Annotated in this window: 13 protein-coding genes; 1 reads left to right on the top strand and 12 read right to left on the bottom strand. The window is 57.2% G+C overall.

Going from position 1 to position 15,185, the window contains the following annotated elements; translation table 11 throughout:
* Positions 1–55 precede the first annotated feature (55 nt).
* From AB1287_RS19335 to tkt, 7 genes are all read right to left on the bottom strand, one after another.
* Positions 56–814, bottom strand: coding sequence for an oxidative stress defense protein (locus AB1287_RS19335; RefSeq protein WP_312630143.1), 759 nt, complete (start codon positions 812–814; stop codon positions 56–58).
* An 89-nt stretch (positions 815–903) separates the two neighbouring features.
* Positions 904–1,539: an arginine exporter ArgO gene (gene argO / locus AB1287_RS19330; RefSeq protein ID WP_435618803.1), complete on the bottom strand. Its 636-nt coding sequence runs from the start codon at positions 1,537–1,539 to the stop codon at positions 904–906.
* 182 nt (positions 1,540–1,721) lie between these two features.
* Positions 1,722–2,585: a small-conductance mechanosensitive channel MscS gene (locus tag AB1287_RS19325; RefSeq protein WP_312630147.1), complete on the bottom strand. Its 864-nt coding sequence runs from the start codon at positions 2,583–2,585 to the stop codon at positions 1,722–1,724.
* A 191-nt stretch (positions 2,586–2,776) separates the two neighbouring features.
* A complete protein-coding gene (gene fbaA, locus AB1287_RS19320; RefSeq protein WP_435618802.1) occupies positions 2,777–3,856 on the bottom strand; it encodes a class II fructose-bisphosphate aldolase in 1,080 nt (359 codons plus the stop codon).
* An 87-nt stretch (positions 3,857–3,943) separates the two neighbouring features.
* Positions 3,944–5,107 carry a phosphoglycerate kinase gene (gene pgk / locus AB1287_RS19315; RefSeq protein WP_312630030.1) on the bottom strand — a complete coding sequence of 388 codons (1,164 nt, stop codon included), beginning with the start codon at positions 5,105–5,107 and terminating at the stop codon, positions 3,944–3,946.
* 47 nt (positions 5,108–5,154) lie between these two features.
* Positions 5,155–6,174 (bottom strand): erythrose-4-phosphate dehydrogenase, encoded by a 1,020-nt coding sequence (gene epd, locus AB1287_RS19310; protein ID WP_312630029.1) that lies wholly within the window; start codon positions 6,172–6,174, stop codon positions 5,155–5,157.
* A gap of 424 nt (positions 6,175–6,598) precedes the next feature.
* A complete protein-coding gene (gene tkt, locus AB1287_RS19305) occupies positions 6,599–8,590 on the bottom strand; it encodes a transketolase (RefSeq protein WP_312630027.1) in 1,992 nt (663 codons plus the stop codon).
* Between the two features lie 279 nt (positions 8,591–8,869).
* On the opposite strand from tkt, the gene AB1287_RS19300 reads away from it, so the two are divergent.
* On the top strand, positions 8,870–9,628 hold the full coding sequence (locus AB1287_RS19300; protein WP_312630032.1) for a M48 family metallopeptidase: 759 nt from the start codon (positions 8,870–8,872) through the stop codon (positions 9,626–9,628).
* Positions 9,629–9,714: 86 nt separating this feature from the next.
* Here AB1287_RS19300 and AB1287_RS19295 read toward each other — a convergent pair whose 3' ends face one another.
* The 5 genes from AB1287_RS19295 to AB1287_RS19275 are packed head-to-tail and all read right to left on the bottom strand — an operon-like array spanning position 9,715 to position 15,176.
* A complete protein-coding gene (locus AB1287_RS19295; RefSeq protein WP_435618801.1) occupies positions 9,715–11,355 on the bottom strand; it encodes a thiamine pyrophosphate-binding protein in 1,641 nt (546 codons plus the stop codon).
* A gap of 13 nt (positions 11,356–11,368) precedes the next feature.
* On the bottom strand, positions 11,369–12,838 hold the full coding sequence (locus AB1287_RS19290; RefSeq protein ID WP_435618800.1) for an aldehyde dehydrogenase: 1,470 nt from the start codon (positions 12,836–12,838) through the stop codon (positions 11,369–11,371).
* Positions 12,839–12,847: 9 nt separating this feature from the next.
* Entirely contained in the window at positions 12,848–13,618 is a 771-nt protein-coding gene (locus tag AB1287_RS19285) for an aspartate dehydrogenase (RefSeq protein WP_435618799.1), read from the bottom strand.
* Between the two features lie 9 nt (positions 13,619–13,627).
* Positions 13,628–14,422 carry an SDR family oxidoreductase gene (locus tag AB1287_RS19280; RefSeq protein ID WP_435618798.1) on the bottom strand — a complete coding sequence of 265 codons (795 nt, stop codon included), beginning with the start codon at positions 14,420–14,422 and terminating at the stop codon, positions 13,628–13,630.
* Positions 14,406–15,176 (bottom strand): alpha/beta fold hydrolase, encoded by a 771-nt coding sequence (locus tag AB1287_RS19275; protein ID WP_435618797.1) that lies wholly within the window; start codon positions 15,174–15,176, stop codon positions 14,406–14,408. The genes AB1287_RS19280 and AB1287_RS19275 overlap by 17 nt, the downstream gene beginning before the upstream one ends.
* Between the last annotated feature and the right edge of the window lie 9 nt (positions 15,177–15,185).

The raw sequence follows: 15,185 nt of genomic DNA, 5'->3' as shown, positions 1-15,185 counted from the left end.
CTTAAACGATCGGCATTAGGAAATTCCCGGCTTTTTACTGTGCAGCTGGCGCGAATTATTCAGCTTTCTTTTCGGGCTCAGCCGCTTTTTGTGGCTGCGCCTGAGTCGTTTCCAGCTGGAAGACTACGTCCACCTGATCGTCGAACTGAATCGTTGGCTGCTCGTAGGTTTCCTGCGCAGAATCCGCCGCCGGAGCTGCTGAAGCCTTCATCATCCGAACCATCGGGCTCGGCTGATAGTTGGACACGTGATAGCGCACGCTGTAAACCGGGCCGAGTTTCGCATTAAAGCCTTCGGCCAGCGCTTTAGCCTGATGCACGGCGTCATCAATCGCAGCTTTGCGGGCTTTGTCTTTATACTCTTCCGGTTGCGCAACGCCCAGTGAAACGGAACGAATTTCGTTCAGCCCCGCTTTCAGCGCGCCGTCCAGCAGCGAATTCAGCTTATCCAGCTGACGTAATGTCACTTCGACGGTACGCACCGCGCGGTAACCTTTCAGAATGCTTTTGCCATTCTGATAGTCGTAATCGGGCTGGGTACGCAGGTTCGCAGAACTGATGTCTTTCTTGGCAATACCGTTTTGCTCAAGGAAAGAGAGATACTGGGCTACGCGATCGTCGGCCTGTTTCTTTGCTGATGCAGCGTCTTTCGCCGCCACGTTCACTTCAATCGCGAGAGTTGCAATATCCGGCGCAGCGTCCACGCTTGCCGTTCCGGAGGTGACAATGTGCGGTCCATCCGGCAACTCATTTGCCTGTACCGACATCACACTGAATCCCACTAATGCCGCCAGGGCCATCACTTTAAACTTCACTGTCGTTCCTCCTTTTTACGTATTCACCCGAAACAGGGCGCATGCCTGCAAGCTTAGCTTCTGGGGACTAAATGTCCATAAGACAAGGCTTAGTTGAACAACGCGTGAACGTGTGAAATCCCCTCTTTCGCCAGTTGAAACGCAATAAACCACATCACCAGGCCGACCAGCAGGTTAATGATTCGCTGCGCCCGGGCGGTGCGCAATCGCGGTGCCAGCCACGCGGCAAGCAACGCCAGGCCGAAGAACCAGAGGAACGAAGCACTGACGGTGCCCAGCGCAAACCAGCGTTTTGGCTCCGCGCCCAGCTGGCCGCCAAGGCTGCCCAATACAACAAACGTATCCAGATAAACGTGAGGATTAAGCCAGGTCACTGCCAGCATGGTAACGATAATTTTCCATCGCCCTTGCTTCATAACTTCAGCTGTAGCGAGCTCAAGATTGCTGCCCATAGCGGTTTTCAGGGCACCAAAGCCATACCATAAGAGGAAAGCTACACCGCCCCAGGTGACAGCAGCCATCAGCCACGGCGACTGCATCAGCAGTGCGCTCCCGCCAAAAATGCCCGCGCAGATCAGCAGCAAATCGCTCAGCGCACAAAGAAACGCGATCATAATGTGATACTGGCGACGGATCCCCTGGTTCATCACAAAAGCATTTTGCGGGCCTAAGGGCAAAATCATGGCAGAACCAAGCGCAACCCCTTGAAAATAATAAGATAACATGATGATATTCTCGCTAACTGTCTGTCAATGGCGAACTATAGCGCGCATCCACCATTAGATAAAATGGATAATATTAATCATCCATTAGCTTCACTAATATCCACTCATTTTCAACGACTGCGAAGAATGCAAAAAAGAAAAAACCCGCCGGAGCGGGTTATGAAAAGGGATAAACGAAGCCGTTATGCAGCTTCGTCCTGCTCTTTCACACGTTTGAAATTCACGTCCATCTGCGGATACGGGAAGCTGATGCCGTTGGCATCGAAATCACGCTTCACGCGCTCCAGCACATCCCAGTAAACGTTTTGCAGATCGCTGCTTTTACTCCATACGCGAACCACAAAGTTGATTGAGGACGCGCCAAGCTCATTCAGACGCACTGTAAGCTCGCGATCTTTCAGGATACGCTCATCGGATTCGATAATGTTAGTCAGCAGCTGTTTGACCTGATCGATGTCAGAGTCATAGGCCACGCCAATAATAAACTCATTGCGGCGCACCGGCTCCCGGGAGAAATTAATGATGTTCCCGGCGATGATTTTGCCGTTGGGGACAACAACGATTTTGCCGTCTGCTGTACGCATCGTGGTGGAGAAGATCTGCACGTTAAGCACCGTTCCCGCTATGCCACCTAAATCAACATATTCACCGGCACGGAACGGGCGGAACATAACCAGCAGCACGCCAGCAGCAAGGTTAGAGAGCGAGCCCTGAAGTGCCAGACCAACGGCCAGACCGGCGGCACCAAGAACCGCAATGACCGACGCAGTCTGCACCCCGACGCGCCCCAGCGCCGCAATCAGCGTAAAGGCAATGATGGCATAGCGCAGCATCGCGGAGAGAAAATCGGCCACGGTGGCGTCAAGCTGACGTGCACGCATCACGCGGTTGACTGCATTTGACACCATACGGGCGATAATCATCCCGACAATAATAATGGCAATGGCGGCAACGATATTTACCGCATAGCTCAGCAATAGCGCCTGGTTTCGCACCAGCCACGATCCAGCATGATTAATACTGTCGACAACGTTCAAATCTTCCATCCGATCATCCTTATAGTTGCCCTTTTGGGAAATAAAACTCGCCACACCGGCAAGAAGTCAGTGGGATAAGGGTAAACAAGAATCGTCGTTAATGCCAAGCAGATCACAGAATTAAACACAATGACGGTACTGGAAAGGCAATAAAAAAGCCCGCTGTTAAGCGGGCTTTAGGCAGAAATGGCTGTCAAAAATTACAGAACGTCAACCGCGTTAAGTTCTTTGAAAGCCTGCTCCAGACGCACGATCATGGAGGACTGAGCCGCGCGCAGCCATACGCGTGGGTCATAGTATTTCTTGTTTGGCTGGTCTTCGCCTTTCGGGTTGCCCAGCTGGCCCTGCAGGTAAGCTTCGTTGGTTTTGTAGTAATTCAGGATACCTTCCCAGGTTGCCCACTGAGTATCGGTATCGATGTTCATTTTCACTACGCCGTAGCTTACGGAGTCTTTGATTTCCTGAGCAGAAGAACCGGAACCGCCGTGGAAGACGAAGTTCAGGCTATTGTGCGGCAGGTTGTGTTTCTTAGAAACGTATTCCTGAGAATCACGCAGGATGGTTGGGGTCAGAACCACGTTGCCTGGCTTGTACACGCCGTGTACGTTACCGAAGGAAGCAGCGATGGTGAAACGTGGGCTGATCGCATTCAGTTTGGTGTACGCGTAGTCAACATCTTCTGGCTGAGTGTACAGCGCGGAAGCGTCCATGTGGCTGTTGTCGACGCCGTCTTCTTCACCGCCGGTGCAACCCAGTTCGATTTCCAGAGTCATGCCCATTTTGGCCATGCGCGCCAGGTATTTGGAGCAGATTTCGATGTTTTCTTCCAGAGACTCTTCGGACAGGTCAATCATGTGGGAAGAGAACAGTGGCTTACCGGTTGCTGCGAAATGTTTTTCACCCGCGTCCAGCAGACCGTCGATCCACGGCAGCAGTTTCTTCGCGCAGTGGTCAGTGTGCAGGATAACCGGAACACCATAGTGCTCAGCCATCTGATGTACGTGGTGTGCACCAGAGATGGCACCCAGGATTGCTGCGCCCTGAGGAACGTCAGTTTTCACGCCTTTACCCGCGATGAACGCCGCGCCGCCGTTAGAGAACTGAACGATTACCGGAGATTTAACTTTCGCAGCAGTTTCCAGTACGGCGTTGATGGAGTCAGTACCCACACAGTTAACCGCTGGCAGAGCAAAGTTGTTTTCTTTAGCTACCTGGAAAACTTTCTGTACGTCGTCACCGGTGATGACGCCTGGTTTTACGAAATCAAAAATTTTAGACATGTTACGTAGTCCTGTATCTTCGGCCGAAAAAAAGTGCGTGCCTGTTAGCCCGCTGAAAATTGGGCAGGTTTCCCTGCCCCGAATGGCTTACTTCTTCGCGCGCTCTTCGAGCATTGCGACTGCTGGCAGCACTTTGCCTTCCACGAATTCGAGGAATGCGCCACCGCCAGTGGAGATGTAGGAGATCTTATCAGCGATACCGAACAGGTCGATAGCAGCCAGGGTGTCACCGCCGCCTGCGATGGAGAACGCTTCGCTGTCTGCAATAGCGTTAGCCACGATTTCGGTACCTTTACGGAAGTTCGGGAATTCGAATACGCCAACCGGACCGTTCCACAGAATAGTTTTGGCGTTTTTCAGGATTTCAGCCAGTTTCTGTGCAGACACGTCGCCCAGGTCCAGAATCTGCTCTTCATCTTTGATGTCGTTAACAGATTTCAGGGTTGCGGTTGCGGTTTCAGAGAACTCAGTTGCAACGCGAACGTCAGTTGGGACCGGAATATCGCAGGTGGTCAGCAGACGTTTTGCTTCATCAACCAGGTCCGCTTCGTACAGGGATTTACCTACGTTGTGGCCTTGTGCAGCAACGAAGGTGTTAGCGATGCCGCCGCCTACGATCAGCTGGTCAGCGATTTTAGACAGGGAATCCAGAACGGTCAGCTTAGTGGAAACTTTAGAACCACCCACGATAGCAACCATTGGGCGAGCCGGGTTGCCCAGCGCTTTACCCAGTGCTTCCAGCTCAGCGGCCAGCAGAGGACCTGCACAAGCTACGTCAGCAAATTTGCCGATACCGTGAGTCGATGCCTGCGCACGGTGTGCAGTACCGAATGCGTCCATAACGAACACGTCGCACAGCGCAGCGTATTTTTTGGACAGCGCTTCGTCGTCTTTCTTCTCGCCTTTGTTGAAGCGAACGTTTTCCAGAACCACCAGCTCACCGGCAGCCACTTCAACGCCGTCCAGGTAGTCTTTAACCAGGCGTACTGGAGCAGACAGTTTGTCTTTCAGATAGTTAACAACGGGCAGCAGAGAGAATTCTTCGTTGTATTCGCCTTCGGTCGGACGACCCAGGTGAGAAGTAACCATCACTTTCGCGCCCTGTTTCAGCGCCAGTTCGATGGTCGGCAGGGAAGCACGGATACGCGCGTCGCTGGTGACTTTACCGTCTTTTACCGGAACGTTCAGATCGGCACGGATGAAAACGCGTTTACCAGCCAGATCCAGATCGGTCATCTTAATTACAGACATGGTGAATCCTCTCATTGATTCTAAAGTTTTGCAGACGCTATCGCGCCTTACCTGAAACCTGTAGTGGCCATCGCTAACGTGGTGTCGAGCATTCGGTTAGCGAAACCCCATTCGTTATCACACCAGACCAGCGTTTTGATCAGATGCGCACCGCTGACCCGCGTCTGCGTGCCATCGACGATGGCACTGTGCGGGTCGTGGTTAAAATCTATTGAGACCAACGGTAATTCCGTATAGTCAACTATACCATGAAATGCCCCCTGTGCCGCTTTTTGCAGCAACAGGTTGACTTCACAGGCTTTTACCGGATTTCTCACGGTCACGCTGAGGTCGATTGCCGTTACGTTAATCGTCGGCACTCGCACCGCAATCGCTTCAAATCGGTCATTAAACTGCGGGAAAATTCGGGTGATGCCGGCGGCCAGTTTGGTATCCACCGGAATGATCGACTGGCTGGCCGCTCGGGTGCGCCGTAAATCAGGATGATAGGCGTCGATAACCTGCTGATCGTGCATCGCCGAGTGGATTGTCGTCACGGTGCCGGACTCAATGCCCCAGGCATCGTCTAACAGCTTAATGACCGGAATAATGCAGTTTGTCGTGCAGGATGCGTTGGAGACAATGCGGTGTTCGCGCTGCAGTTCCTGATGATTGACGCCGTACACGACGGTTGCGTCGAGATCGTTGCTGCCAGGATGTGAAAAGAGCACTTTCTTTGCGCCAGCGGCCAGATGGGCTTCCCCGTCCTCTCGCGTACCGTACACGCCAGTGCAGTCGAGCACCACGTCTACGCCCAGCTCGCGCCAGGGCAACGTCTCGATAGAAGACTCATGCAGCAGACGAATAGCGTCATCGCCGACGAACAGCTGCTCCCGTTCCTGGCGGACATCCCAGGCAAAGCGGCCATGGCTGGTGTCGTATTTCAACAAATGCGCGATGCCCGCAGCATCCGCCAGTTCGTTGATTGCCACCACGGTGATTTCCGCACGACGTCCGGATTCATATAAAGCGCGAACCACGTTACGTCCAATGCGACCGAAGCCATTAATCGCTACGCGTACGGTCATAGGTCTCCTGCAAGCCTCTCCTGAATTTGTGTGGCTGAAGCGTAGTCCAGCCTCATCAGGAAGGGAATGCCTGCTGTCGCAAACCGCGACTGATTGATTATTTGTCGAACATTCAATCGACTGAAACGCTTCAGCTAGAGTAATCGAAACGCGGAATAAAAGGAATGATTGTCCAGACGGAGAAGCTGGTTATCTGACGCACATCACATTTTTAATGGAATAATTTATGTGATTTTCACAGCGACCCGGAATAGCAGACGTAAAAAAGCCGGGCAAAACCCGGCCTGAACTGAGCGGCTCCCGTAGGCCTGCTAAGCGCTGCGCCAGCAGGCACTTCTGACGGATGGCGAGGTAAAGCAAAACGGCCACCAAAGGTGACCGTTGTAGGCCCGGCAAGCACAAGCGCCGCCGGGCATATTGACCATTACAGCAGTGCTTTCGCCTTCGCCACTACGTTCTCAACGGTGAAGCCAAACTCTTCGAACAGCTGCTCAGCTGGCGCAGACTCACCGAAGGTAGTCATACCAACGATAGCGCCATTCAGGCCCACATATTTGAACCAGTAGTCAGCGATTGCAGCTTCTACGGCAACGCGTGCAGAAACGGCTTTCGGCAGCACAGATTCACGGTATGCCGCGTCCTGCTTGTCAAACGCATCGGTAGACGGCATGGAGACCACGCGCGCCTTCACGCCTTCGGCAGAAAGCTGATCCCACGCGGCAACCGCCAGTTCGACTTCAGAGCCGGTCGCAATGAAGATAACCTGTGGCTGACCGTCGCAGTCTTTCAGCACGTAGCCACCGCGGGCGATGTCTGCCAATTGCTTCTCGGTGCGATCCTGCTGGGCCAGATTCTGACGGGACAGAATCAGCGCAGTCGGGCCGTCGTGGCGCTCAACGCCATATTTCCACGCCACCGCAGACTCAACCTGGTCACACGGACGCCAGGTGCTCATGTTCGGGGTCACGCGCAGGGAAGCAATCTGCTCAACCGGCTGGTGAGTCGGGCCGTCTTCGCCCAGACCGATGGAGTCGTGGGTATAAACCATCACCTGACGCTGCTTCATCAGCGCAGCCATACGCACGGCGTTACGCGCATATTCAACGAACATCAGGAAGGTAGAGGTGTACGGCAGGAAGCCACCGTGCAGGGAAATCCCGTTGGCGATGGCGGTCATACCGAATTCGCGCACGCCGTAGTGGATATAGTTACCCGCAGTGTCTTCATTGATCGCTTTAGAACCAGACCACAGGGTCAGGTTGGACGGCGCGAGGTCAGCGGAACCGCCGAGGAATTCCGGCAGCAGCGGGCCAAATGCTTCAATCGCATTCTGGGACGCTTTACGGCTGGCGATTTTAGACGGGTTCGCCTGTAGTTTCGCGATAAATTCGTTCGCTTTCGCGTCGAAGTCCGCCGGCATTTCGCCCTTCATGCGGCGGGTAAATTCTGCGGCTTCCTGCGGGAAGGCTTTCGCATAAGCAGCAAACTTCTCGTTCCAGGCCGCTTCTTTCGCCTGACCTGCTTCTTTCGCATCCCACTGGGCGTAGATTTCAGACGGGATTTCGAACGGAGCGTATTTCCAGCCCAGCTGTTCGCGGGTCAGTGCGATCTCTGCGTCGCCCAGCGGCGCGCCGTGAGAATCGTGGGTGCCTGCTTTGTTCGGGGAACCGAAGCCGATGATGGTTTTGCACATCAGCAGGGACGGTTTGTCCGTCACTTTACGCGCTTCTTCTACCGCACGCTTGATGGCGTTAGCGTCGTGGCCGTCAATGCCGCGCACAACGTGCCAGCCGTAGGCTTCGAAGCGTTTTGCTGTGTCATCGGTGAACCAGCCTTCAACGTGGCCGTCGATGGAGATGCCGTTGTCATCATAGAAAGCAACCAGCTTGCCCAGCTTCAGGGTACCCGCCAGGGAGCACACTTCGTGGGAGATGCCTTCCATCATGCAGCCGTCGCCCATAAAGGCGTAGGTGAAGTGGTCAACGATGTCGTGGCCCGGACGGTTGAACTGCGCGGCCATGGTTTTTTCCGCGATCGCCATGCCTACCGCGTTAGCAATGCCCTGGCCCAGCGGACCAGTAGTGGTTTCAACGCCTGCGGTGTAACCCACTTCCGGGTGACCCGGGGTTTTGGAGTGCAGCTGACGGAAGTTTTGCAGCTCGGAGATCGGCAGATCGTAGCCGGTGAGGTGCAGCAGGCTGTAGATCAGCATGGAGCCGTGGCCATTCGAGAGCACGAAGCGATCGCGGTCAGCCCAGGACGGGTTCTGCGGGTTGTGGTTCATGAAATCACGCCACAGGACTTCGGCAATGTCAGCCATACCCATTGGGGCACCCGGGTGGCCGGATTTGGCTTTCTGTACTGCGTCCATGCTCAGCGCACGAATAGCATTAGCAAGCTCTTTACGTGAGGACATTTTGACTCCAGATCGGACTGTTGAAGGCAACGCCAAAACGGCTTGACGACCGCGCGTTTTAGGCTACGCCGGAAAAAAGTGACAACAATGTAACCCAAGCGGCAGGCCATGTACATGGAGCATCCGCGCGGTGCCTGGGAAATCTCCGGATTGTGGCGGCGCGTTGCGCAATCCCCTCGCCGCCTTGTCATTATTTTCTTTATACTTTGGTAATATTCCGTGGCTTCGATTAACGGAATATTTAAGACTTTGGCGATTCATAATGATGGAAAATGAATGATGAAACTGCACTCGGTGGTACTGGCTCTTGGGATAGCGAGCGTTCTGACTGGCTGTCAAAACATGGATTCAAACGGCCTGATGAGTTCTGGCGCAGAGGCATTCCAGGCCTACACGCTCAGCGATGCGCAGGTGAAAACCCTGAGCGACCAGGCGTGTCAGGAAATGGACAGCAAAGCAACCATCGCGCCCTCCAGCAGCGAATACGCAAAGCGCCTGGCCAAAATTGCCGCCGCGCTGGGCGATAACATCAATGGTCAGCCGGTGAACTACAAGGTTTACGTCACCAAAGACGTCAACGCCTTCGCCATGGCCAACGGCTGTATCCGCGTCTACAGCGGGCTGATGGATCTGATGACCGATAACGAAGTGGAAGCGGTTATCGGCCACGAAATGGGCCACGTCGCACTTGGACACGTGAAGAAAGGGATGCAGGTTCAGCTCGGCACCAATGCCGTGCGCGTTGCCGCAGCGTCCGCGGGTGGCATTGTTGGCAGCCTGTCGCAGTCACAGTTGGGCGATCTTGGCGAAAAACTGGTGAACGCGCAGTTCTCCCAGCGTCAGGAATCCGAAGCGGACGACTACTCTTACGACCTGTTGCGCAAACGCGGGATCAGCCCGGCGGGTCTTGCCACCAGCTTTGAAAAACTGGCGAAGCTGGAAGCCGGTCGTCAAAGCTCAATGCTTGACGATCACCCGGCATCTGAAGAGCGCGCCCAGCATATCCGCGATCGCATGAAGGCGGACGGAATTAAGTAAACGGGCAGGAATGATCCAGGCCGGGCAAACACAAATGTGCCGCCCGGCACTGCCCGGCAAGCGCAGCGCCGCCGGGCAATTAACAGCTAATAAAGCGTTTTCTGCGGCGGCCCGGCAAACTTCAGCGCGCCAATCTGCCCCATCCGCACTTCCACAACCGACGGCCCCGGCATCGCCAGCGCTTCCGTCATTACGGCGTCAAAATCTTCTGCCCGCTCAACGCTCCACGCCTGTAAGCCAATGGCCTGCGCCAGATGGGTAAAGTCCGGCGTATGCAGCTCGTTATAATACTGACGCCCGCCGAAGTACTTATCCTGAATACCGCGCATCACACCATAACCGCCATCGTTCATCACCAGCAGCGTCACGTTGGCTTTCTCCTGCGCCAGCGTCGCCAGTTCGCCCAGGTTCAGGCTCAGGCCGCCATCGCCCACCAGCCCCACCACCTTACGCTGTGGATTCGCAATGGCGGTGCCAATCGCCATCGGCAGGCCCATGCCAATCGCCCCCGCGAGGGAATGAATATTCATCAACGGGCCGTTGGCGCGGAACAGGCGGCTGCCCCACAGGCTGCCGGACACGGTAATATCGCGCACCAGCAGGCCATTCGTCGGCAGCGCGTTTTCAATAGCATCATTGAGCTTCGCATAGGCGCCGCACTGCTCGCGCAGTCCCTGCTCTGCTTTCGTCACCGCATCCTGTACCTGCGTATCCCACGTGGAATTACCCCATTCGCGCCCCTGCGCTTTTTCAGCCAGCGCGCTCAGCAGCGCGGAACAGTCAGCGACCAGCGTGTTATCCATCAGATAATTACGGCTCGCCGCCGCCGGGTCGATATCAATCTGTATGCGCGGATGCGGCAGCTCCAGCGTCCAGGATCGCGTTTCGTTGCTGCGCAGGCGTGAACCCGCCACCAGAGTAAAATCACACCGGGCGATAAGCGCCTCAACCGACGGCGAATTATGGAACGCCCGCAGGCTGGCACGATGGCTGTCCGGCAGCACGCCTCGCGCATGGGTGCTGGAGATAACGGTCATGCCCGCATCCGCCAGTTTTTTCACTGCATCAGCGCTTCCGAGCGCTCCACCGCCCAGCCACAGCAGCGGCTGTTTCGCCTGCTTAAGCTGCGCCCACAGCGTATCGACAACCGTGGCATCAAGGGTTGAAACCGAAGACGCTTTTACCGGTGCTGTCACCAGCGACAGCGGAATTTTCGCCCCCTGAATATCAATCGGAATTTCCACAGAGACTGGCCCGCACGGCGGCGTCTGCGCTTCCTGAATCGCTTTATGCAGGATTGCTATCGCCTGGCTGGCATTGCTGATGCGGTACGCACGTTTTGAACTGGCCTTCAGGAAGGTCAGCTGGTCGCGGGTTTCGTGGATAAAACCGGTGTCGGCATCCAGCCAGGCTTTCTCCACCTGCCCGGTTAAATGCAGCAACGGCGTGCAGGCATTCATTGCCTCCACCAGCGCACCGACCGCATTCCCCGCCCCTGCGCCGGTGCTGGTCAGCGCCACGCCGAGGCCGGAAAAACGCCCGTGGGCATCGGCCATGGTAACGGAACCCGCCTCGCCGCGTGCAGGCACAAAGCGGATGTTGCCGCGCTGCCCTACAGCATCGGCAATCGGCAAATTGTGAATGGAGATGACGCCGTAGATGGCCCCAACCTGATACTGCTCCAGCGTTCTGGCGATGGCGTCGCCGACGGTTATCATTTCGCTCATTGCTCACCCTTTCTCAGTCGCACCAGTGGTTGACGCTGTTACCCGTCGCCAGATAAATGCTCTTTTGCTGCATCCAGGCTTTCAGCCCCTGAATGCCCTTTTCGCGGCCCAGGCCGCTCTCTTTAAAGCCCCCGAACGGGGTCGAAATCGCAAACACTTTGTAGGTGTTGATCCACACCGTGCCCGCTTCCAGCTGCTCGCTCAAACGCAGGGCACGCCCGGTATCGCGCGTCCAGATCCCTGCCGCCAGGCCGTATACCGAGTCGTTTGCTTCGCGGATGAGCGTCGCCTCATCGCTAAACGGCATCGCCACCAGCACCGGGCCGAAGATCTCCTCCTGGCAGACGCGCGCGCCGTTGGTGAGTCCTTCAATAATTGTGGGCAGGAAGAAGCTGCCGTTTGTCAGTTGCGGATCGGCAGGGATCTCTCCGCCGCACAGCACGCGGCCCCCTTCACGCTTCGCCAGCTCTACATAGTCCTGCACGCTCTGGCGATGCCTGACGTTAATCAGCGGTCCTACATGAGTGCCGTCAGTAAACGGATGACCGACGCGCAAGCCACGGGTTAACTCCAGCAGCCGCGCCATGAGCGGAGCGTAAATGCTCTCGTGGATAAACAGCCGCGAACCGGCAATGCACGCTTGCCCTGCCGAGCTAAAAATGCCGTAGCAGATGCCGCGCGCGGCCTGCTCGATGTCAGCATCTTCCAGTACGATGGTCGGGGATTTGCCGCCGAGCTCCAGCGATGCCGGGATCAGTTTCTCCGCCGCCACGTGCGCCAGATGACGTCCGGTGGTGGTGCCACCGGTAAAGGAGATTTTGCGCACCTTCGGGTGACGCGCCAGCGCATCACCAATCACCGAGCCTTTGCCCGGCAGCACGCTCAGCAACCCCGCTGGCAGCCCGGCCTGTTCAAAAATACGCGCCAGCTCCAGCGCCATCAGCGGCGTGGCTTCTGCGGGTTTGAGGAGCACCGCGTTACCGGCGGCAATGGCCGGAGCCACTTTTTGCATTTCGCTGGCGATCGGCGAGTTCCACGGCGTGATGGCCGCCACCACGCCGAGCGGCTCATAGCAGCTCAGGGTCAGCAGATCGGGCTGGCGCGGCGTCGGGAGTTCACCTTCCAGCAGCTCGCAGGCGGCAGCGAAGTAGCGTGCTGTTCCCGCTGCGCTCATCACAAGACCGCGTGCTTCCGCCAGCGGCTTGCCGTTATCGCGGCTCTGCATCCGCGCCAGTTCATCAACGCGGGATTCAATCAGATCCGCCACCTTATGCAGGATCTTCGCGCGAACGTGCGGCAGGCTGTTGCGCCAGGTGGGCTCGCGCCAGGCGCGCTCTCCGGCCTCAATCGCCTCCTGGAGATCGTCAAGGCTCGCGGCGTGCAGGGTGGCGTTAAGCGAACCGTCGGCGGGAAAAAGACTCTGCATCGGGTTGCCGCCGCCTTGTTGCCAGCGGCCACCAATAAATATCTTCAGCTCATCCATAGTGGCTCCTTAGCGTTGCGCCAGTTCACGGCAGGCACGTACCGCGCTGAGTGCCGCCAGGATGGAGGTTTTCGGATTGCTGGCAAGCGGCAGGCCGCTCAGCTCCAGGTGAAATTCGCCGAACACGCCTTCAGCGTGCAGCGTGTGGGTGTTGCGTTTTGTTGCCGGGTCGACCATCAGCTGTACGCGGGTGTCGTCCATCCCCACACCGCCGAGCGCCACGGTCGCCGCCACGTTGGCATTGGCCGGGAACAGACGTGCCGCCTCGCGGGCGCTACCTTCAAAGAAGATCTGTGCTTCGGATACAGCATCAAGATCGATAAGCTGCTCGGCGTAGCTGCCGCGCCAGCTGGCCGGGCTTTTGCGTGACTGATAGGTAACGCGCTCCAGCCCACCCTCTTTCGCCGCCGCCAGACCGTCGATACCCGCTACGGCCCCGGAGAGCAGCGTCAGCTTGCCGCCAGCGTTGAGCAGACGCGCTTCCAGTGCGCTGTCCGCCAGCGCGCCGGTGGAGATTGCGGCCAGATGCCAGCCGCGACGTAAAATGTCTTCGCCATACTGCGCCACCGCCTGCTGGCTGGCACATTCCAGCACCAGATCGGGCGTTTCCTCGCAGTCCAACGGCGAGGTCAGGGCCATCACCGCATCGCCAAACTGCTGGCGAATCGCAGCATGGTGCGGCTCACGCGCCACAATCCAGCCGATAGCAACGCCATCAGGCAGGCGCTCAATCACCGCCTGAGCCATCGCACCAAAACCAATGAGCATGATCGTTTTCATGATGCGTCCTTACAGATGGCGGCAGAAGCCGCCGGAAACGTCCAGCGCCGCACCGGTGGTAAACGAGGCCAGCGGCGAGGCGAGAAACAGCAGCGCCTGAGCGGGCTCCTGCGGTTTGCCAAGGCGCGCCATCGGGATGCCGCGCTTGCGGGCGATATCCGCCGTCCACTCCGGCCAGCTCTGATTTTTGTCCGCACGGTTCTCAAAGCGTCGCTGCCACTGCCCGGATTCCACCATGCCAAGCAAAATGGAATTCACGCGGATGCCCTTGCTCACCAGCTCTTTCGAGAGGGTCAGCGTCATATTCAGCAATGCCGCGCGGGCAGCGGAGGTGGCGATCATGTGCTCCTCCGGCTGCAACGCCAGCAATGAGTTCACGCAGGTGATGGAAGCGATATCGGACTGCTCCAGCTGCACCTGAAATGCCTGCACCGGGTTGATCACGCCGAACAGCTTCAGCTCGGCTTCATGCAGCCACGCCTCGCGCGGGGTGTCATTGAAGTGCGCCACGTAACCTTGTCCGGCGTTGTTGATCAGCATATCTACCGAGCCAAAGCGGGCTTTCACGGCCTCTGCAAACGCCTGCACTTCATCGGCTTTCAGCACGTCGCAGCGGTAAGAAAAAATCTCCCCGTCAGGGTATTCGTTTTGCAGCGCCGCATGTGCGCTGGCGAGCCGGTCCGGGTTGCGCCCGCAGAAGGCCACCTTTGCCCCTTCGCCCAGCAGCAGACGCAGGGTTTCAAAGCCAATGCCGGAAGAACCGCCGGTGACTACCGCTACGCGCCCATCAATTTGTGCATTCATCGCGCACCTCTTCGTTAATACGTAAAAGCTGTTGGTTGAAAAACGCGTCGTTATCGAGATAGCTGGCGTGCCCGGCCTGCGGGATGGCGATAAAGGGCATGCTATAGCGCAGCGCCAGTCCCTGAACCAGCTCAGGCTGGGTAATCGCATCCTGCTCGCCGCACCAGACTTCAAAACTGCCTGAATAGCGCTTCAGCCAGCCGTGAATATCGTCGTGGGCCAGCATCCACGCGGCAGCGAGGTAACCTTCAGGACGCAGCCTGCGCATGCCAGAAGCAACGGTGGCGATATCCTCCGCACGCGCGCCAGGGTGAAGCAGCTTCGCGGCGCGTGTTTGCGCCATGATTTCGCCGCCCAGCGCCATCTGCTGCTCGCGGCTGCGCCAGATCTGTTCACGCTGCTCCGGCGTGGCCTGCCCGTAGCCCTGCGCGGCATCTGCCAGAACCAGGTGCAGGACACGTTCCGGGAACTTCGCCGCAAAGGCGCTGGCAACCAGCGCTCCCAGAGAATGGCCCACCAGCACCACCTGCCAGGCGCCCGCGCGGTCAAGCATTGCCGCCAGCGCGTCGGCGTAATCACCGGCGTTTGCACGCTCCACCGCCAGCATCGGGCTTTCGCCATAACCGGGCATGTCCCACGCCAGCACGCGAAAACCCTTCAGCGCCATCTGCTTATGCCAGGAGGCCGCGCCCGAGCTGATACCGTGCAGCAGCATCAGCGGAATGCCGCTTCCCTGTTCACGAAAACCCGTCATCGTGCCCCC

The organism is Scandinavium sp. UTDF21-P1B, assembly GCF_040750395.1.
GTDB lineage: Bacteria > Pseudomonadota > Gammaproteobacteria > Enterobacterales > Enterobacteriaceae > Scandinavium.
This window is presented reverse-complemented; position numbering and strand designations above follow the sequence as displayed.